The organism is Mucilaginibacter lappiensis, from assembly GCF_900155965.1.
GTDB classification, from domain to species: domain Bacteria; phylum Bacteroidota; class Bacteroidia; order Sphingobacteriales; family Sphingobacteriaceae; genus Mucilaginibacter; species Mucilaginibacter lappiensis.
Genome location: NZ_FTMG01000003.1, coordinates 126972 through 147126 on the forward strand (window position 1 = coordinate 126972; position 20155 = coordinate 147126).

19 protein-coding genes are annotated in these 20155 nt (G+C 43.5%); 5 read left to right on the plus strand and 14 right to left on the minus strand.

Features of this window, described 5'->3' with window-relative positions:
* Positions 1-97: 97 nt before the first annotated feature.
* Positions 98-1288: a carboxypeptidase-like regulatory domain-containing protein gene (locus BW976_RS07760; RefSeq protein ID WP_076372144.1), complete on the minus strand. Its 1191-nt coding sequence runs from the start codon at positions 1286-1288 to the stop codon at positions 98-100.
* A 177-nt stretch (positions 1289-1465) separates the two neighbouring features.
* Positions 1466-2149, minus strand: a complete 684-nt coding sequence (locus BW976_RS07765; protein ID WP_076372146.1) for a heme exporter protein CcmB — start codon at positions 2147-2149, stop codon at positions 1466-1468.
* A gap of 286 nt (positions 2150-2435) precedes the next feature.
* Here BW976_RS07765 and BW976_RS07770 point away from each other — a divergent pair, with 286 nt between their 5' ends.
* Positions 2436-2921 (plus strand): methylated-DNA--[protein]-cysteine S-methyltransferase, encoded by a 486-nt coding sequence (locus BW976_RS07770; RefSeq protein ID WP_076372148.1) that lies wholly within the window; start codon positions 2436-2438, stop codon positions 2919-2921.
* A 3-nt stretch (positions 2922-2924) separates the two neighbouring features.
* Here the strand turns inward: BW976_RS07770 and BW976_RS07775 are convergent, their stop codons facing one another.
* The 8 genes from BW976_RS07775 to BW976_RS07810 all read right to left on the minus strand — a co-directional run bounded on the left by BW976_RS07775 (position 2925) and on the right by BW976_RS07810 (position 12885).
* Entirely contained in the window at positions 2925-4853 is a 1929-nt protein-coding gene (locus tag BW976_RS07775; RefSeq protein ID WP_076372150.1) for a hybrid sensor histidine kinase/response regulator, read from the minus strand.
* A 21-nt stretch (positions 4854-4874) separates the two neighbouring features.
* Positions 4875-5465 (minus strand): chemotaxis protein CheB, encoded by a 591-nt coding sequence (locus tag BW976_RS07780; protein WP_084192111.1) that lies wholly within the window; start codon positions 5463-5465, stop codon positions 4875-4877.
* The gene (locus tag BW976_RS07785; protein ID WP_175614069.1) at positions 5455-6285 is read right to left on the minus strand and encodes a CheR family methyltransferase; all 831 of its coding nucleotides are present in this window, start codon (positions 6283-6285) and stop codon (positions 5455-5457) included. Before BW976_RS07785 ends, BW976_RS07780 begins: the two co-directional genes overlap by 11 nt.
* A 1-nt stretch (position 6286) precedes the next feature.
* Complete coding sequence (locus BW976_RS07790) at positions 6287-9736, minus strand: response regulator (RefSeq protein ID WP_076372152.1); 3450 nt, start codon at positions 9734-9736, stop codon at positions 6287-6289.
* Positions 9737-9957: 221 nt separating this feature from the next.
* Complete coding sequence (locus tag BW976_RS07795) at positions 9958-10398, minus strand: hypothetical protein (RefSeq protein WP_076372154.1); 441 nt, start codon at positions 10396-10398, stop codon at positions 9958-9960.
* Between the two features lie 142 nt (positions 10399-10540).
* Positions 10541-10870: a gliding motility protein GldC gene (gene gldC, locus BW976_RS07800; RefSeq protein ID WP_076372156.1), complete on the minus strand. Its 330-nt coding sequence runs from the start codon at positions 10868-10870 to the stop codon at positions 10541-10543.
* 326 nt (positions 10871-11196) lie between these two features.
* Positions 11197-11463, minus strand: a complete 267-nt coding sequence (locus BW976_RS07805; protein ID WP_076372158.1) for a hypothetical protein — start codon at positions 11461-11463, stop codon at positions 11197-11199.
* A gap of 75 nt (positions 11464-11538) precedes the next feature.
* Positions 11539-12885, minus strand: coding sequence for a DEAD/DEAH box helicase (locus BW976_RS07810; protein WP_076372160.1), 1347 nt, complete (start codon positions 12883-12885; stop codon positions 11539-11541).
* Positions 12886-13209: 324 nt separating this feature from the next.
* Here BW976_RS07810 and BW976_RS07815 point away from each other — a divergent pair, with 324 nt between their 5' ends.
* Positions 13210-14544: a dihydroorotase gene (locus BW976_RS07815; RefSeq protein ID WP_076372162.1), complete on the plus strand. Its 1335-nt coding sequence runs from the start codon at positions 13210-13212 to the stop codon at positions 14542-14544.
* Between the two features lie 181 nt (positions 14545-14725).
* Here BW976_RS07815 and BW976_RS07820 read toward each other — a convergent pair whose 3' ends face one another.
* From BW976_RS07820 to BW976_RS07835, 4 genes are all read right to left on the minus strand, one after another.
* Entirely contained in the window at positions 14726-15196 is a 471-nt protein-coding gene (locus BW976_RS07820; RefSeq protein WP_175614070.1) for a GyrI-like domain-containing protein, read from the minus strand.
* Positions 15197-15275: 79 nt separating this feature from the next.
* Positions 15276-15698 carry an SRPBCC family protein gene (locus BW976_RS07825; RefSeq protein WP_084192112.1) on the minus strand — a complete coding sequence of 141 codons (423 nt, stop codon included), beginning with the start codon at positions 15696-15698 and terminating at the stop codon, positions 15276-15278.
* Between the two features lie 62 nt (positions 15699-15760).
* Entirely contained in the window at positions 15761-16228 is a 468-nt protein-coding gene (locus BW976_RS07830) for an EVE domain-containing protein (protein WP_076372168.1), read from the minus strand.
* Between the two features lie 77 nt (positions 16229-16305).
* Positions 16306-17256, minus strand: a complete 951-nt coding sequence (locus tag BW976_RS07835) for a helix-turn-helix transcriptional regulator (RefSeq protein WP_076372170.1) — start codon at positions 17254-17256, stop codon at positions 16306-16308.
* A 198-nt stretch (positions 17257-17454) separates the two neighbouring features.
* Between BW976_RS07835 and BW976_RS07840 the strand changes: the two genes are divergently transcribed.
* From BW976_RS07840 to BW976_RS07850, 3 genes are all read left to right on the plus strand, one after another.
* The gene (locus BW976_RS07840; RefSeq protein WP_076372172.1) at positions 17455-17871 is read left to right on the plus strand and encodes a putative signal transducing protein; all 417 of its coding nucleotides are present in this window, start codon (positions 17455-17457) and stop codon (positions 17869-17871) included.
* Positions 17872-18047: 176 nt separating this feature from the next.
* A complete protein-coding gene (locus BW976_RS07845) occupies positions 18048-19055 on the plus strand; it encodes a glycosylasparaginase (protein WP_076372174.1) in 1008 nt (335 codons plus the stop codon).
* A 196-nt stretch (positions 19056-19251) separates the two neighbouring features.
* Positions 19252-20004 (plus strand): copper homeostasis protein CutC, encoded by a 753-nt coding sequence (locus BW976_RS07850; RefSeq protein WP_076372176.1) that lies wholly within the window; start codon positions 19252-19254, stop codon positions 20002-20004.
* Positions 20005-20155 lie beyond the last annotated feature (151 nt).

The window sequence follows — 20155 nt, forward strand, 5'->3', positions numbered from 1 at the left end:
AATTACATTTTATTTAAACTGATTCCTGTAACGAAACCGGACATTGACCCGTTCGGTTTTGACTTGCACAGGAGCCCCAATGAACTAATGAATAAATTTAGTCCCCTGGTTCGTAATCTACCGGTAGCAGATCGGCCAGTTTGGCTTTGGACCACGTACCTTCATAAAGCGGACTTGGGTTTGATATCACAATACCGTTCATATCAAATAAAATATAGGCACTGGAAAGGCTTACAATGCTGGTTTCAAAGTTACCCATATCCAGCGGTCGGTAAACATCTCTAAACTCCGTAGTTTCTTCCTTTTTGGTGTATACAACGTATAACAGATGCGGAAATACAACAGCATATATACCTTTTTCTTGTGTTTTACGCAATATTTCGATGGATTGATAAGGAGTACGGACCAGGTTTTCCCTGTTCCATTTGGTAAGGTTGCTGATCCTATACCAATTGTTTAACGAATCGCGGTTGGGGGCTATATCCTTGTATCTTTTGATCTTTTGCAGTATCAGGCCTTCTTCCGGACGTTCCCGGTTCAGCATACGCGTAAAATCATGCGCCTCAAAACCTTCTTCCTTCAGCTTATCTTTATATAACGACCGGTAAAAATGTTGCGCCGAACCATAATAAGCCTGTTCGCGCTTCAGTTTCCAGGCCCTTTTTTGCTCTGCCGAACCAGGTAGTTCTTCAAACAGGGCTTTGCCTGCATATTGTATGGTGTGCTCAATGGCATCGCTCACAAAGTTTTTAAGCAGGAATTTAGTGCGATATCCCAATGCGTGGTTCTCTACCACCAGAAATTCATCACCAGAAGCTTCCAGCTGCTGTTTGTTGCGGTGATAGATCAAATTAAGGATGTGCGGATTAACCACCCGGCAAAGCTTGGAGTTTTCGGTAGTACCAATAAACTCGCGCCTAAACTGTTCATAGTTCTTTTTCCAGTCGGCCGCGCTGCTGATCACTACTTCGCGCAGCATCAGTACTTTTTGAGTAAGTTCGATATGGAGTTTCAGCGGTGCGCCGCTAACCTGTATAGTTTGCGAGAAGTCTTCATACCCAACGGTAGTAACCACCAGCTCATACTGCCCGGGTTTAACACCACCAAGGGTAAATGAACCATCATCAGAGGTTACCGTACCATAGGTTGCGTTACTTAAAAACACGCTGGCTCTGGATACCGGATTTTTGCCATTGGCATTAACAATAGTACCGGTAATAGTAGTATTTTGAGCAATTACTACAAACGGGCACACTATAAAAAGAAGAATGATCCAATAAGGCCGCATTAATATTAATAAGGGATACAATTTTTTTCCAAGATACTAAAAAACGTATTTTTTATGAACGCTTGATGAAATTGCACGGTATTTATTTATTGATACAATAAAGTTACAATGGGTATTGATGTGATAGTGCTTTTTTACTTGACCGGATCTTATGTTACTCATCAGATTTATTCCTTATCAATCCCTCCACAAGTACGGAAAAAGCAATAGCGCAGTGGTGATTACGATGGCATTAATGGCGAACAAAACGCCTATATTACCCAAGCTCAGGCTCCTGTCTATCCCATCCATCGCGTTTTTACTCAGGCGGATAAGTACCAGTATCACCGGTATGATAACCGGGAAGCTCAGGATAGCCATCAGCGTTCCATTATTACCCGCTTTGGAGGCAATAGCCGATATCATGGTAAACACGGTAGAGAAACTCAGGCTGCCCAGCAACACCGTTAAAAAGTAAAACAAAGGATCGCCAAGGGTATTGGTAAAAAACACCATATACACCAATAAGGCCAGTATACTTAACAAGGCCATCAGCAAAACATTGTATATGGTTTTTGACAGGATAATAGCTTGCGGACTGGCTATAGAATAATAATAAAGCAAACGGCTTTTGCTCTCCTGCATAAAGCTTTTGGCAATAGCATTAACCGAGGCAAACAGCATAATGATCCAGAACAGTACATTCCACACCACTTTATAACCATTGCTGCCGCTAAAACCCGGGGTAAGGTTAAACGAGATATAGCAAATGAATACCGTTGATACTACGTATAACAAAACACCATTAAAAGCATATTTTGACCGCCATTCAAGCAAAATTTCTTTTTTAAGCAGATGCCAGGTTTCGTTAACGAGTTTCATGGCGTCAAAGGTAATTATTTGGTTCATTTGTTCATTGGTTTATTGATTCATTGGTTTTGCAGGCTGAAGCCCCACCCTCTCCTTTGGAGAAGGTTCTAAAATACCTTTCTTGAAGTCTCCCCCTTTGGGGGAGATTTAGAGGGGGTTCCTCTTACCTTGCAATGACGTGTTTTTTATGAGATAGTCTTGACGCATACATTTGCTCAATTCCACCGATTGCCTTAAATTTGAAAAGAGATCGCATTGTCACCGGCAATCTATTATCAACCTGTAAAAATTAAAATTCATGCCCCTTGCTTATTGTAATACCCCGCTTGGCATCACCCGTATTATTGAAGAGGATGGTTTTATCGCCTCCATATCGGCGAGGGATGAGGAATATGAAATTACACCGGCTCCTACCCCATTGCTGCAAATGGCCATTGACCAATTGGATGAGTATTTTAAGGGCGAGCGTAAGGAATTTGATCTGCCACTGAAACAAGCAGGGACATCTTTTCAGCAGCAGGTTTGGGATGAATTACTGCAAATAAAATATGGACGCACCATAAGCTATGCCCAGCAATCAAACCAGATGAATAGCCCATTAGCTATAAGGGCCATAGCATCGGCAAATGGTAAAAATGATTTGTGGATAGTAGTACCGTGCCACCGGGTTATTGGCTCTGATGGTAGCCTTACCGGTTATGCAGGTGGTCTTTGGCGCAAGAAATGGCTATTGGAACACGAAGCCAAAGTGATGGGTATAGGCCAAACCAGGCTCGATTTTTAGCACTTATGCCTCAACTTTTAGCAACTGACTCATTTTTTCGTGTAGTTGGTACGGCTGAAATGGTTTTGCCAATACATCATTCATACCCGCGGTAAGGGCCTGTTCCTGCTCGTGCCCAAATGAAGATGCCGAAAGCGATATGATAGGTACGCTCCTTTTAGGTTCTTCAAAGTCAACACGTATAGTGCGGGCCGTTTCATAGCCATTCATTTCGGGCATATGGGTGTCCATTAAAATAAGATCGTATCTTTTGGTCTTCAGCTTCTCGATCAACTTGCGCCCGTTATCAACCATTTCAACTTCTACATTCCAATCCTTGAGCATTTTTGATAACATAAACTGGTTCACCATATTATCTTCGGCCACCAAAACACATACGTTGTTAAAAGGACTCAATACCCTATCTGGTTTATTACTCACTTTTTCAACGGGTTTAGCCGCTATGGTATGCCAGTTTATAAAGTTAAAAGTACTTCCCTTGCCTAACTGACTGCTCACCGTAAGCTCTCCGCCTTTTAACTCAGCCAGTTTTTTCACAATGGTTAGCCCAAGGCCGGTACCACCGTACCTGCTTACCGTATCCTCCTCGGCTTGTTCAAATGACTCAAAAATTTTGCTCAATCTATCAGCCGGAATCCCTATTCCGGAGTCCTCAACGCTATACTTCAGCTTCACCTTATCACCGTGTTTTTGTAGCACCGATACTTTAAGCTTTACATATCCACGCTCGGTAAACTTGATAGCATTACTCAGCAGGTTCATTAATATCTGGTTAAGGCGCAGCGAATCAACCATCAGATTTTCCGGTACATTATCCTCTATTTCCAGTATAAATTCGATATTGCTTTCGTCGGCCCGGAATTTGAGCAGATCAAAAACCGCTTTGATGATCTCATGTACATTATTTGGCGTACGCACAATGTTAAACTTGCCCGCTTCCATTTTGGATATATCCAGCACATCGTTGATAACACCCAGTAACGATTTTGATGAAGTTTCTAACAAATTAAGCATGTTTTTTTGCTGCTCATTTAAATCGGTGCGCAACAACAAACTGGTTATACCAATAATGCCGTTAACTGGTGTACGCAACTCATGGCTCATATTGGCTAAAAAAGTTTCTTTTACCTTTTTGCTGTACTCTGCATTCTCTTTCGACTTGATCAGCTGCTCCTGGTAGCTCTTTTGCGGAGAGATGTCGCTGATGTTTAAAAAGATGGTTTTATTGTGGTAGGATGCGCGGCACTCCACCCATATCACCCGTTTATCAAAGGTTTCAAACTGCAATTCAAAAACGGCAAAGTTCAGGTTATCCTTAATAATTTCGCCCAGTTTTTTACGAAACAGTGTTTGCTGGTTTTCAACCGCAAGGCTAACGATTCCTTTCCCCATCAATTCGGTCGATTTAAAACCCATAATGGTTTCAACCGCGGGATTAATATTACTGATACGAAGATTTTGCGCATCGACCGAACAAATAATATCGGCAGAGTTTTTTACAACTATCGCAAAGTTCTGCAATTCTTCGTTCTTTAACCTGATCTCGGCCTGGGTGCGTGCCAGGTGCACAAATGAATCAACTTTGGCTGATGTAATGTATGGGTCAAGAGGTTTATACAAATAATCAATAGCGCCGGTACCCAACCCTTTTACCGCATATTTAGTCTCTTTGGATATGGCGGTTACAAATATCACCATAATATCCCGCGTTCGCGGATTTGATTTGAGCATTTCAACCAGCTCAAAACCATCCATCTCGGGCATCTGCACATCAATAAGGGCAATAGCAATGTGCGTGTCCCAGGCAATTTTCAGGGCCTCATTGGGCGATGTTGTAGAAAATATACGAATATCATCGCGCTTTAATAATGCTTCAAGCGCAACAATATTTTCTTCTCTATCATCAACAATAAGAATATTAACGGGACTCATTTTGATGCTAATGTAAGTGAATTACTGTGTATGTAAAAGTTTAAATATCTCATCTGTACGTAATATATAACCGGCCGCTCCATTGTTAATAGCCGCCGCTGGCATTTCATCCATTTCAGCATCCTCTGGATGCTGGGCTATGGTAACGGCCCCGCTGTTTTTTAATTTAAGCATCCCTTCGGCACCATCCTGGTTTGCGCCCGATAATAAAATGGCCATGCAGCGTTCCTGGTAAACCTCGGCGGCACATTCAAAGGTTACATCAATTGACGGCTTCGAATACCACACTGCCTCTGATACATCTAAACTAAAATACCCACCCTTTTCTATCAGGGTGTGGTAATTGGCCGGTGCTATATAAATCGTATTTTTTTCAAGAACATCTTTATCTTCAATTTCGCGGAGTGACATTCTGCTGTTCTCTGCAAAAAGTTTCGCTATTTCACTAAAAAAGTTCCGTTTACGGTGAATAACAATGATCACGATTTTACCCAGATCGGCAGGAAGTAATTTTACCATCTGGAACAAAAGTTTAAACGACCCGGCAGAACCACCCAGTAACAATAATTCGGTAGTGCGCCAGCGTTCGAGTAAATTTTTATCAGGTCCCAATTTTTTGATAAATATTTTCCTGGTGATTGATCACCTTGAACTTTCGTTTAAAAGCATCAGACCGTATGGTTTCTTTACTGCCTAAGCATAAATAACCTAACGGGCACAGGCTTTTATAAAACAATTCTAATATCCGTTCCTGTAGTTCTGTTTCAAAATAAATAAAAACATTGCGGCAGCTGATGAGTTGAAACTCGTTAAAAACATCGTCGGACACTAAATTGTGTACCGAAAACAAGGTATTCTGTTTCAGCTCATTATGTACCGACGCCGCATCATACAAAATAGTAAAATTATCTGATATGGAGCCTTTTAAGCCCGTAAACTGATAATTTTCGGCATAACTTTTTATACTGCGTAAACTATATATCCCTTTACGGGCCTCCCTCAGCACTTCGGTATTGATATCGGTACCGTAGATGAATGATTTATTGCTGAGTCCTGCCTCGCGCAGTAATATGGCCAGGGAGTAAACCTCCTCGCCTGTAGAGCAGCCCGCACACCATATTTTGGCGTGCTGGTAGGTTGACAGGTAAGGTATTACCTGTAAATTCAACGCTTTATAAAACGACGGGTCACGAAACATTTCGGTAACGTTCACCGTAATTTCCTCTAAAAAATATTGAAAAAAATGCTGATCGTTAACCAGGGTGTGTTTCAGATCATAAAACTCCATTTTTTTCAATTGCATTATCCTAACTACCCGCCTTTTTAACGAGGCTTTGGTATAACCAGAAAAATCAAACCCATGCACTCTTCTTACCAGGTCAATCAGTTCGGTTATTTGGGTGGATGTTATAATAATGGAAGTATCACTCATACTAACTCTCTAACCACAACTGCATCAATGAAATAAGCCTGTCCATATCAACCGGTTTAGTAATATAATCATTAGCGCCGGCCGCTATGCACTTTTCCCGGTCGTCTTTCATTGCTTTTGCGGTTAAAGCTATTACAGGCAGCTTGGCCCATTTGTTTTGTTTGCGTATGTACCTGGTAGCTTCATATCCGTCCATCTTAGGCATCATGATATCCATCAATACGATATCAATATTGGGCACCTCCTCCAGTTTGGCAATAGCTTCTTCGCCATCATTGGCTATCTCTACAACCAGGTCATAGCTTTGCAGAGCGCTGCTCAATGCAAAAATATTGCGCATATCGTCATCAACAATAAGTACCTTTTTCCCTTTTAAAGATTCTTTTCCTTTTGAGGGTAGTTTTGCTTTGCTAAATGCCGGTGCCTGCTCATACTGAGCGTTGTTTGATTCGCTGATCTTATTGAGGAACAGGTTTACTTCGTCAATCAACCTGTCGGCAGATTTGTTGGTTTTTACCACCATGGCGTTGGCATACTGCATGAGGCGGTTAACCGATGCCTTGTCCAGCTCCATAGCAGTGTTAACAATTACCGGCAGCGAGGCAAAACGTTCCACCTCCTTAATCTTGTCCAGCAGGTCTAGTCCAGAAATATCAGGCAGGTTCAGATCCAGTATCACGCACTGGTATTCATTTTCATGCAGCATCCGGAAGGCCGACTCGCCATCAAAGGCCTGGTCAACCGTGATACCCTGACCCTGCATCATATCTTTCAAAGCCTGGCTCTGGGCCTTATGATCCTCCACCAGTAATATTTGCTTGAATTTGGTACCGCTTTGCAGCATAATATCGGCAAAAAGCTTATCCAATGTTTCGGTATTGATCGGTTTTTTCAAGAAGCTGATGGCACCTTCGCGGCGTACCCGGTTGGCTGCGGCATCACCTGCCGACATCAAATGCACGGGTATGTGCATAGTTGCTTCATTATGCTTCAGCTCTTTCAATATCTGCCACCCATCTTTACCTGGCAACATAATATCCAGTATCACAGCATCGGGCATATGTTCCTGCACTGTTTCAACAGCTGAGGTTCCCTCATGCACCATCACCGATTTATAACCATGATCGCGTGCGTAATCCTGCAATATGTGGGCAAAGTTTTTATCATCCTCTACAATCACTACCAATGGTTCGCGACCGCTGTCTGCAGCTGGTTTGGGGGCATGTGCTAAAGCTATGTTTTCAACCTTGAAGGTTTGAGCGGTTGGCAATATATCATCTTCATGCGGTGCCACCTGTATAGCCTTCAATGGTATGGTGAGCACAAACTCGCTGCCTACGCCTGGCTCGCTGCTCAAACTGATGCTACCACCAAGCAGCATGGCCAGTTCGCGGCTTATAGAAAGCCCTAAACCTGTACCACCATATTTGCGACTGGTTGATCCGTCGGCCTGTTGAAATGCCTCAAATATGATGCGTTGTTTTTCGGCGGGGATACCAATGCCCGAATCTTTAATGGCGAAGCTGATAGTCGCTTCTTTTTCGCCCGGCCTGGCGGTAATGGTTATAGAACCGTTTTCCGAGGTGAATTTAAACGCGTTGGAAAGCAGATTTTTGATCACCTGTTCCACACGTACCTTATCGGTAAATATAATTCGCGGCAGGTTTTTATTGATATGCGTGCTGTAGTTGATCTTTTTGTTGCTGGCCACTTCGGCAAACAGCATTTCCATATCGCCCAAAATATCGGATACCTTGATATCCTCATTTTGCATATCCAATTTGCCCGACTCAATTTTTGACAGGTCAAGGATATCATTGATCAGCGTAAGCAAATCATTACCGGCGTTAAATATTACACTGGCATATTTCACCTGGTCTTCAGACAGGTTCAGTGGCTTATTATCTTTTAATATACGGGCCAGTACCAGGATACTGTTGAGCGGGGTGCGCAGCTCGTGACTCATGTTAGCCAAAAATTCCGATTTATATTTACCCGTTACTTCCAGTTCATCAACTTTAAGGTTAATGGCCGCACGGGCCTGTTCAATTGCTTCGTTCTTTTCTTCCAGCAGGCTTGCCTTTTCTTCCAGCTCGGCGTTAATGGTGCGTAACTCTTCCTGCTGAACGCGCAACTCCTCTTCTGATGCCTGCAACATTTCTGTTTTGTTCATCAGTTCCTCGTTGGTAACGCGCATTTCTTCCTGTTGTGCTTCCAGCTCTTCGGCCTGTTGCTGAGTTTCCTCAAACAGATCGTGCATAATGGTGCGTGCCTGGGCGGTATTCACTGCAATGCCAATATCGTTGGCTACGGCCAATATATAATCATTACTGTTCAATGTCAGTTCGCCAACATAGGCCACTTCCAGTACCCCTTTTAACTTTTTATCAAAAAAGAAAGGAACAATAAAGTTTTCGGTTAATGTTTCTTTGATTACTGACGATTCCAGGTCGAACTTCTCATTCAGCTTACCTTTAACAACCGAGGCTTTTTCATTTTTAGCCACCTGGCCCAGCCAGCCTTCTGATAGTTGAACGGTCTTTTTAATAAAATCCGGATTATGAAAAGCGTACGAGGCATAAAGCTCCAAACGCTGATGGGTTTCATTGTACAGGTATAGTGTGCCGGCGGCGGCCTTGGTATAGGTACAAACTTCGGCCAGTATATTTCCGGATAGTTCCTTTTCGCTTTGCTGGCCCTGCATTTTTTCGTTCAGCTGCCCGGTGCCGGTAAGCAGCCAGTTTTTGGCTTCGTTTTCGGCAAGCACTTTCCCCAGTTCAATATTGGCTACCTTAATTTCGGCTTCAATTTTTTTCTGCTGATCAAAAGTGCGTTGTATGTAGAAGAACAGGATCAGGATAATAACCAGGAATATAAAAGAGCCACCCACAATAACCAGGATGGCCGTAGCTGAGGCTTTTTCGGAGCTTTGTTTACGTAAAGTAAGAAAATCATTCTCGGCATCAATAACATGACTAACAACCAACCTGATCATGTCCATGTTTTGCTTACCATTCAGCAACATATTATTGCTTATCAAAAAGTCAAGCCCCTTTGCCTCCCGGGTATCAATATTTGTTTTCAGGGTGATGCGTTGAGCGGCAACAAAAGATGTTAAAGAATCGATCCTTTGCTGCTGGGTTGCATTATCTATCGAAAGATCCCGCATGGATTGCAGATCGACCCCAATGCGTGGCAGCGCCTCATTATAAGGATCAAGAAACACCTTGTTTCCCGTAGCAACATAACCCCGCATACCGGTTTCGGCATCGATCATATGTTGCAACAGGCTATTTGCCGATTTAATAACTTTTTGGGTATGGTCAACCCAGCGATTATCATCCTCAAACTTACGGATGCTGTTGAAGGATAACACCCCAACCACTAAAACCAGAATGATGGATATCACAAAGCCAGCTAAAACCTGCTGGCGGAAAGAAAACTTTAACATGCAGAGCTTTTATTTATAATACAAATATGTTTAAAAAAAACCTTTTAATCATTTAAAAGGCTAATAAACATTTAAGGAATAGTTGATTGGAGATTAAAATCAAGAGCCGTGATATTAGAACCAAGAGCCGAGAATCAAGAGTCAAGAATGAAAATATCGGTTGATAATCGTAAAGATCGAAATCAATACTTTTGCTAACTCTTGATTCTAATTTTTTGATTCTAATTCCCTGCATCTTCGGCTGCCGGTGTTGGTTTAACATAGGCTTTGCGTTTACTGCTTAACGCGCCTGCTATTGAGAGTATCACTCCTGTGAACAGCACATACCAACCCCATTTAAACCTTACATGCCTGGTTAAGTAAGCATCCAGCTTTTTAAAGGGGATAAAACTAAAGGCGGTTTGCACTTTGAATATAGAAGCCAGTAACAGTAATACTACCAAAGCCAGCGCCATCCATGCAGCTGCTTTTATAATTTTAGGCTGATTTAAAAACGACGCCGCCACACCAACCACAGCTACCAGCGCCAATACCAAACCGTAGGGCTGATTAAGCTGATAAACATTCCAGTTAAATAAGCCAAGCGGGCGCAGCAAGGGGCAATAAGTACCGGCAAAAAGCAGCACAAAACCCAAAAATGATAAAATAGAACTGATACGCATGTTGGTGAGTAGTGAATGGTGAATAGTGAATAGGCAATTGTTTATAGCAAGCAGTAAGTAGTGAACAGGGAAAGAAAAGTGTAAAAGCTATCTCCTTTAAAGTTGACAACCACTCACCTCTCCCTATTCACCACTCACTAATTTATTGTTTTATCTCCATTTTATCGGCAAAGTGGGCGCAATAGTCGCGCAGGTCTTCTACGATATTGGTTTCGCCGGTGGCGCGTAAAAAGCTGTCGCCCATGGTTTGCAGGGTTTCATAAAAAAAACGTTTCATTTCATCAACGGGCATGTCCTTTGTCCACAAGTCAATGCGCAGGGTATTTTTGTAGCTTTGATCCCACAGGGCCAGCATCATTGATTTTACAGGCAATGCTTCTTTATTTTGCGAATCTGTCGATTCCCACAGGATGCTTTCCGGTACATTGTTATCATCAAGGCTGATGGTCAGCTTTATTTCAGCAGTTTTCATCTAAAAATAATTAGTGATTTATTGAATTAGTGGATTAGTGATTTCTTTATCCTTCTCTGTAAAAAATCATATAGAGGGCTTACAGATTAATATTTTTTTTAATAATTATTTTCCGGCCGCAAGTATCTTAATTTTTAAACAAGCGGCATATAATGGGTTTGTAATTATTTTAGTTTCAGCCAACCCTCTCCATTGACTCACCCCGACATCTCTCCGCTTCGCGCATAGAGGGGATTTTTTCTTCTTAGCAACCCTCTTTGCGGCAAAGCCAGAGAGAGGGTGGTAAAGCAAAGCGCAGACCGGGTGAGTCGGTTCGGCTACTTGTATTATTTAACCATGAAAAATATAATGGCAACTAATGCTATAAAACACAATTCCACTATCCACAGCTTTTTTAGCTCGGCAAAAAAGTTACGGAATATCAGGTCTAAAAAAAACACCACCGCCGCAAACAGCAAAAATATCCAGCCAATGGTAGTGCTCCAGGTTTCCAATGGCCTGCCCGCGATGTGGGCTCCATAGATCCAAATATAAACCGCCGCCACAATAAAAAAAGTAGTGGCAAAATTTAAGGGGGTAATGCGTAATTTCAAAACAATTAGCGAATTATTGATTTAGTGAATTATTATCTGCACATCTGCACATTCGCATATCTGCACATTTATTAATTATCGTTTTTTCCTGGATGATTTACTGTTCGGATTTTTTTTACCTACTTTACCGTAACGGGCCTTGTCCCTGGTGGCATCGAATTTTTTGCGCTGGTTAAGGGTTTTCTTTTCGTGAAAGGCGCCTTTAAAGTCGGGATCGTCTTTGCGCTTTTGCAAATCGATCTCTTTGTTCTGCTCCTGCCTTTCGTCGTACCCGGTTTCTTCCATAAATACATCATCAGGTATGGCCGATACGGGTATGCTTTGTTTGATCAGCTTTTCGATCTTTTTAAGGTAATACTCCTCTGCCGGACCACAAAAGGTAATGGCTTCGCCAGATTGCAGGGCCCTGCCTGTACGCCCAATGCGGTGTACATAATCCTCAATCACTACCGGCACATCAAAGTTAATCACATGGCTCACATCGCTCACATCAATACCGCGCGAAGCTACATCGGTAGCCACCAAAATCTTTACCTCATCGTTCTTGAACGAATTGATGGAGTTGATCCTTGTATTTTGTCCTTTATTGGCATGCAGCACCCGTACCCCATTTTCGCCGTATTTGCGCAGCAAAAATTTATACACATCTTCGGCAGCTATACGGGTTTTACAGAATATAATAAGCTTGGTGATATCGCCTTCCAGATCAAGCAGCTTTTTGAGCAGGTTGATCTTAGTTTTATTATTAGGTACATGGTACAAATGCTGGTTCACCGTTTGTGCCGGGGTAGCCTGCGGGGTAACCTCAATAATGGTTGGGTACTCCAGGAAATTATTGGATAGCTCATGGATTTTATCACTCATGGTGGCTGAGAACAGCAGGTTTTGCCTTTTTACCGGCACCACTTCCAATATGCGGTTTATCTGGGGCATAAAGCCCATGTCCATCATTTTATCGGCCTCGTCCAGTACCAGTACCTGGAGCGTTTTGGTTACGATATGCCCGGCCAGATAAATATCCATAAAACGGCCCGGGGTAGCCACAATAATGTCAACCCCTTTGTTAATTTGCTCTATTTGTGTTTTAGGACCCAATCCGCCATAAAGCACCACTACACGCAGGTCGGTATTAGCAGCAAATGTTTTTACGTTTTCCTCAATCTGCATGGCCAGTTCGCGTGTTGGCGAAATGATCAGTGCCCGCGGATTTTCACCCTGGGCATATTTTAGTTTCATCAAGATGGGCAATACATAGGCCGCCGTTTTACCGGTGCCGGTTTGCGCAATACCCATCACATCCTGCCCGTTCAGTATCGGGGGAATGGCCTTTTGCTGTATGGGCGTAGCTTCGGTATAACCGGCATCAGCTATCGCGTTCAATATTTGCCGGTTAAAATTAAATTCTTCAAAAGTTACAGCCATGGCGCAAAGATAAGCTTTTGGGGAAAGAGTCAAGAATTAAGAATCAAGAGGCTGGGATAAGAGTCAGGAAACAAGAATCAAGAGTCAAGATTAAGCATCGGTTTGCGGTGATAAACTTACTTCTCTGAAGTTTTTTCCGAGCGTCATTGCTGTGAGGTACGAAGCAATCTCTATGCTATACAGAGCAAGCATAATCAACCTGCTTCTGTAGAGATTGCTTCGTACCTCAATGACGCGTGAAGGATGCAGCGATGATCTATTTTCATATTTATATCCTAAATTTGCCCATATAACAAATCCGAAATCGAAAATCCCAACTCCGAAATGACGAAAATCCTCATCAAATCAGCAACAGTAGTAAACGAAGGCCGGCAATATGTAACTGATATTCTGGTAAAAGATGGTTTTATTGAACGGATAGATTCAAGCATTGAGACCCCCGCTGATGAGGTGATCAACGCCGAAGGATTACATTTACTGCCCGGATGCATTGACGATCAGGTGCATTTTCGCGAACCTGGATTAACCCACAAGGCCAATATCCATTCCGAATCGCGCGCGGCTGTAGCCGGGGGTATTACCACCTTCATGGAAATGCCTAACACAGTGCCCAACACTTTAACGCAACGGTTATTGGAAGATAAATATGAGATAGCCTCGCGTAACTCTCTGGCTAACTACTCTTTTTTCATGGGTGCATCCAACGATAACCTGGACGAGGTGCTACGTACCGATGCTGCCAATGTTTGCGGGGTTAAGGTATTTATGGGTTCATCAACCGGGAATATGCTGGTAGATAATCCGCGCACGCTGGATAACCTTTTCGCGCAATCGCCCATGCTAATAGCTGTGCATTGTGAGGATGAGGCCACTATCAAAAGCAACCTTAACCATTATAAACAGCTGTTAGGTGAAAATCTACCCGTGAGACTACATCCCAAAATCAGGAGTGAGGAAGCCTGTTATCTGTCGTCGTCGTTAGCGGTAGAGCTGGCTAAAAAGCATAATACCAGGCTGCATATCCTGCACATATCCACTGCTCTGGAAACCCATCTTTTTACCAACAAGATCCCATTGAAGGACAAGCGCATTACGGCCGAGGCCTGCGTGCATCACCTGTGGTTCAGCGATGCCGATTATGAAACCAAGGGTAACTTTATCAAATGGAATCCGGCTGTAAAAACCTCACAAGACCGTGATGCTGTTTTACAAGCTGTACTGGATGGCCGCATAGATGTGATTGCTACAGACCATGCCCCACATACCCTGGAAGAAAAAGAGCAACCTTACCTGCAGGCACCATCTGGCGGACCATTGGTTCAGCATGCGCTGCCTGCCATGCTGGAACTGTATCATCACGGCAAAATCACCCTGGAACAAATAGCCGAAAAAATGGCACATAATGTGTCCACCCTCTTCCGGATAGACAAACGCGGTTTTATCCGTGAAGGCTACTGGGCCGACCTGGTACTGGTAAATTTGAATAAACCCTGGAACGTAAACAAAAGCAATATCTTATATCATTGTGGCTGGAGCCCTTTTGAAGGCACTACCTTCCGCTCCCAAATTGCCTATACTTTGGTATCGGGTAATATAGCCTACGCTAATGGAAGTTTAACTGAAGGTAAAGCTGGCAAGCGTTTGAATTTTAATCACTAATAAAATTTATATTTTTAAATTACAGAATTTTCTGTAGCGGAAAATAACCTCAAAAGCACGTTATATAACTTATGTCATTGAGCGAAGCGTGGCAATCTCGTAGCTATTTTAATCGATATGCCTACGAAGAGATTGCCACGCTTCGCTCGCAATTGACATAATGTATTAGCTCCTAATCAACCTACTCCACCGCTACATAAATTTCCACCCGGGTATCATCCGAGTTGCAACTATTGCAGCCGTACACATCAAAATCGGCCGTGTATTTACGGTTTAGACTGCTGTTCCATATGTGCTGCCAGGTTTCGGCCACACGATCTGGCATCCAGCTATTTGCTGTGAACTTTGCATAAGTACCTGGCGCTACCGCGAGGCTAACCAATCCCTCCGGAATGTTATCCAGCGAGTTTACCTTGCAGCCCAGTATAGCGGTATAAGGCCCGGTATGGTCTGTTTCGTAATTGGTATATATGCAATGTACCTCATCACTTACCCTATTTTCAATTTGCAGTAAAACATTGTCGTCCATAAAGCGGCACCATAGGTCGCCAATGTCCTGGGCTGCCTGCCCATCATGATTGGTGGTGCGGGCGGCTATCCCCAGCAAAAAGAAACCTTTCACATCTATCTTATCCATAACTGAAGCTATCACTATTTGTTATATAGGTATATAATCAATTTTATACCAAATTTTTATAACGATTATATAAATTATTTATTTAATATGAAAATTACTCAATCATTTTCCGTAATCCGTCAAAAACCCCTTCCCAGTTTTGCTCCGAATGCGCTTTAGCCGCCTCGTCTTTAATATTATCCTGGGTAATGGCCAGGGTGGTTACTCCATCTTTTTCAGTCAGACTATAAGTAATGTCGGCATAGTTTTCGGGCTTATCTTCGGTGCCGCTCATGCTGCTCCAATAGTTATACTTTAGGTATTTACCCGGGTCAATTTCCAGTATGGTGCCGTGATCGCGGTAAGCTTTGCCATCCCATTCGCCACTGAAAACGATGGGCTCCCCTACCCTCCAGCTCGACTCCAGTTTAGTACCAAAAAAGTAAGCTTTTACCATTTCCGGATCGGTAAGGCCTTGCCAAACTTTGGTTATTGGGGCCTTAAATGTTAATTCGATGCTTAATGTTAAATTTTTCATAATATGGTTATTTATGGTTTAGACCTCACCCTCCCCTATCCAAAGGAGAGGGTTCAAAATTGCTATACTAAAGCCCTTTCCTTTGGAGAGGATTTAGGTGAGGTTATTATTAATTCTCCTGTAATCATTTGCTTTTTGATCAGTTCAAAATCCTTTTCGCCTATTTCCAGGAAACCAAAACGAAAAGGGTACCCCCATGATTTTTTATTGATGATAAAGTCGAGTTCATCAACAAGGGGAATTATAGGCACCTCGGTACTTTCATAAAATTGGATATTACGGCGCCAGGGTATAAAATCATCAAACATCTTATATTGATAAACTTCGTCGCCAACGGCCTGCCCTACGGTTGTAAAAGCCTTGCAGGGTTCAGTACCGTTCATAGTTTGTTTTGGTGAATAAAAGAGCACCCAATCGCCGGCATGTACCTTTTTTAAGGCAGCCTGTTTACCATGATTGGCCTGCATAAAGCCGCCTGCCATGCCACGGGCTATATGATCTTTTGAAGCTACGGTTATCCAGTATTTCATAATGCACCTGTTTATTTGTTAAACAAAGTAAACACCAGCTAATGACAACCCTATGTCAGCAGAAGAAAAAGAAGAATTTATTTATTTTTTTGGACGATGGCGGCCGCTATGGTTTTAACCTGGTCGATAAGTTCCTGGGGCTTCACAATTTCGGCATGATCGCCGTACATCATTAACCAGCGGGCAAAACCTTCGATAGACCGGGTTAAAAAAGTCATCTCGATCTTATTACCCACCATTTTTTCGGATACAAAACCACTGTAGTATTTTTGATGATCCAGATAGCTCACTATCTCTTTATCTACTTTTACAATAACCGTTTCCAATTGTTTTTCGTAGGCAGTTTGGGCTATATAAGCTTTTAAAGTGGGGTGATGACTATTGTTATAAGTAGTATCGGTAATCACCACCTTACGCATCCTGTCAACTCTAAAATCACGGTAATCGTTACGTAAGCGACAAAAAGCTATCAGGTGCCAGAAACCTTCCAGGTAAAAAATACCTACGGGCTCTACATCCCGTTTGGTAGCTTCCTGGCTGTGACCGGCAAAGTAATCCAAACACAACAATTTTTTCTGGATGATGCTGTCCAGTATAGTTTGGATATGATCGGTATTATTATCAGAACGTTTTTGTGCCCGGCTTTTTAGTACCTCAATACTACCATCAAGATTTTCCAGTACATCCTTTTCAGCGGTTTTGAGGATGGCCCGCACCTTGTACATCGCCGACTGGTGATGTTTCATGGTACTGGTATCCGTCATCTTCTCCACAAACTTCTCGGCGGTTAAAAAGGCGGTGGCTTCCTCGCGGGTAAACATTACGGGTGGCAAACGATAGCCATCCATGATAGAATAACCCACACCGGCCTCGCCCATGAGGGGGATGCCCGCTTCTTCCAGCGTTTTCACATCGCGGTAAACCGTACGCAGGCTGATATTAAAACGCTCGGCAATATCCGAGGCTTTCACAACCCGGCGCGATTGTAACTGTATCAAAATGGCCGAAATACGATCGATGCGGTTCATACATCAAATTAAGCAAAAAACAAGCTACCTTTGAACAATTATTTCGGATTTCGGATATTCGATTTGGGATTTGGTTTAATTTCAGATTTTTCTTCTCTAACGAAGTATGAATTTTCTAAATCCGAAATCGAACATCCGAATTCCGAAATCCAAATAAATCCGAAATCGAACATCCGAATTCTAAAATCAAAATAAACCATGGCCAACCCTGCTGAAGATAAGATCATCACCCTCGAAACCTATTACGATGTAATGCTGGCACACATCATGCGCACCAAGCTGGAGGATAATGGCATACCCTGCTTTATTGCCGATGAAAATACCATAGGAGCCAATCCCCTATATAACCAGGCTGTTGGCGGTGTTAAACTCAAAATATTTGAACGCGACCTGGAGCGCTGTCGCGAAATACTAGCTGCCGAGGGCGATCTGCATGATCAGGATCATATAGAAATTGATGAGGAAACCAACAATGTGATCATCTGCCCGTATTGCGCCTCCACCAATATCGGTCCGGCAGATCCTGGTAAGTTCTCTACTTTTCTTTCGACTGTTTTTCCGTTTTACAACACCAAAGCCTGGCATTGCTTTAACTGCTTGCAGGATTTTGAATAGAAATTAGAGCGGGTGTGGGGTGAGAGAGCGGGAAACCCGACTTTCGATTTGAAGCATTATAACTCTAATCTGTTACCTTGCTCCCGCACCGCCAGCCTCACTCTCGCACCCCGATCCTCGCTCCCACAACCCGCACTCACACCCACACGTACCCAAGTTTTTTATATATTAGCAGCATGTATAACCGCCGTAAGTTTATCAAAATATCAGCCGCGGGCGCTTCGCTTGCCGCATTATCCAACTCTGCTGTAGCCAAAGCCATTTCGTCAACTACCGATGCCGGTTTCCCTATCGTGATATCTACCTGGGATTTTGGCATCATCGCCAACAAAGGCGCCTGGAAGGTACTTTCAACAGGTGGTCGTGCGCTGGATGCTATTGAAGCAGGTGCACGCATCCCCGAAGCCGAAGATATTACCAACCATACGGTTGGTCGTACCGGTTTGCCTGATCGCGACGGTCACGTAACGCTCGATTCCTGCATAATGGACGAGAACGGCAACTGCGGTTCTGTAGCGGCCATGGAAAACATAGCCCACCCGATATCAGTTGCCCGTTTGGTGATGGAGAAAACCCCGCACGTGATGCTTGTGGGCGATGGTGCCACCCAGTTTGCAGTGGAGCAGGGGATGAAAAAAGAAAAATTACTGACACCAGAGTCCGAAAAAATCTGGAAGGAATGGCTCAAAACAGCCAAATACAGCCCGGTAATGAATATCGAGAACGGTAAAAAACCGGGCGATAAATACAATCATGACACCATCGGTATGCTGGCAATTGATGCCAAAGGCAATATATCTGGCGGTTGCACCACCAGCGGCATGGCTTTTAAACTGCACGGCCGTGTGGGCGACAGTCCGATCATTGGCGCGGGTTTATATGTAGATAACGAAGTAGGCGGCGCCACATCAACCGGCGTGGGCGAAGAAGTGATCCGAAATGTGGGCAGCTTTTTGGTTGTCGAACTGATGCGTCAAGGTTATTCACCCGAGGATGCCTGTAAAGAAGCTGTTCGTCGTATCATCAAAAAGAAACCCGAAACCGCCAAACAGATACAGGTAGGCTTTTTAGCCATCAACAAAAAAGGCGAATACGGCGCTTATGCCATACAAAGCGGTTTTTCGTTCGCGGTTTGCAATGCACAACAACAAGATCTGCTCATCAAGGGCAAAAGCTTTTATTGATTTTTAGTCCATGGTCAATGGAACATAGTCCATAGATTATAAATGTTCATCTTAGTAATTTTAAGGCCGGTCAAGGACGTTTCAAATACCATGAACCATCGACTATGAACCATGAACTAAATTAACAATCAAATACCATGGACCATCGACTATGGTCTAATACCCAACTAACGACTAACGATAATCTTAACCAACTATGATTAAACCCGTTACTCTTGAAGTTTGCGCCAATTCAGTTACATCAGCACTGGCAGCCCAGGAGGGCGGCGCTGTACGAGTGGAGCTGTGCGAAAATTTAAAAGAAGGTGGTACCACCCCCTCGCATGGGCAGATATTAATGGCCCGCAGCTTATTGCACATTAAACTGTATGTACTGATCCGTCCACGGGGTGGCGACTTTCTGTATTCCGAGCTGGAATATCAGATCATGATGGCCGATATCCGTTATTGCATCGAGGCCGGCTGTGATGGTGTAGTAATAGGTATGCTAAATCCCGATGGCTCTATTGATACCAAACGCTGCCTGGAAATGACACGGTTGGCCCGCCAATGGGGGTTGGGTGTTACCTTTCACCGCGCCTTTGATATGTGCGCCAACCAGGATAAAGCCCTGGAAGAAATCATTGAGATGGGCTGCGAGCGTATCTTGACATCGGGCGGCAAAAGCACCGCCATGGAAGGCGCCACCGTGATCAATCACCTGGTTCAAAAAGCCGCGGGCCGCATCAGCATTATGCCGGGTAGCGGGGTAAGTGAAGCCAACTTGGCCGATCTGGTACATTTCACTGGCGTAACCGAAGTGCATTCATCGGCCCGCATTAGCGTACAAAGCAAAATGCAATACAAAAACGACTATATCCTGATGAGCAACGAACCCGGCGATGAATACAGCATCGATCTCACCAGCGTTGACCGGGTTGAAAAGTTAGTGGCCTTGGCTAATAGCTGAGGGGAACAGAATCAAGATATAAGAGTCAAGAAATAAGATTTTAAAAAGCTGCCGTCGATCGGCTCCAGCCGAGTGTCAGCTATTACCCGGCCTCCGGCCGCAGTAAAAATCAGAGTTATATTTGAATCGCAGGCCAGAGGCCTGTAAATAA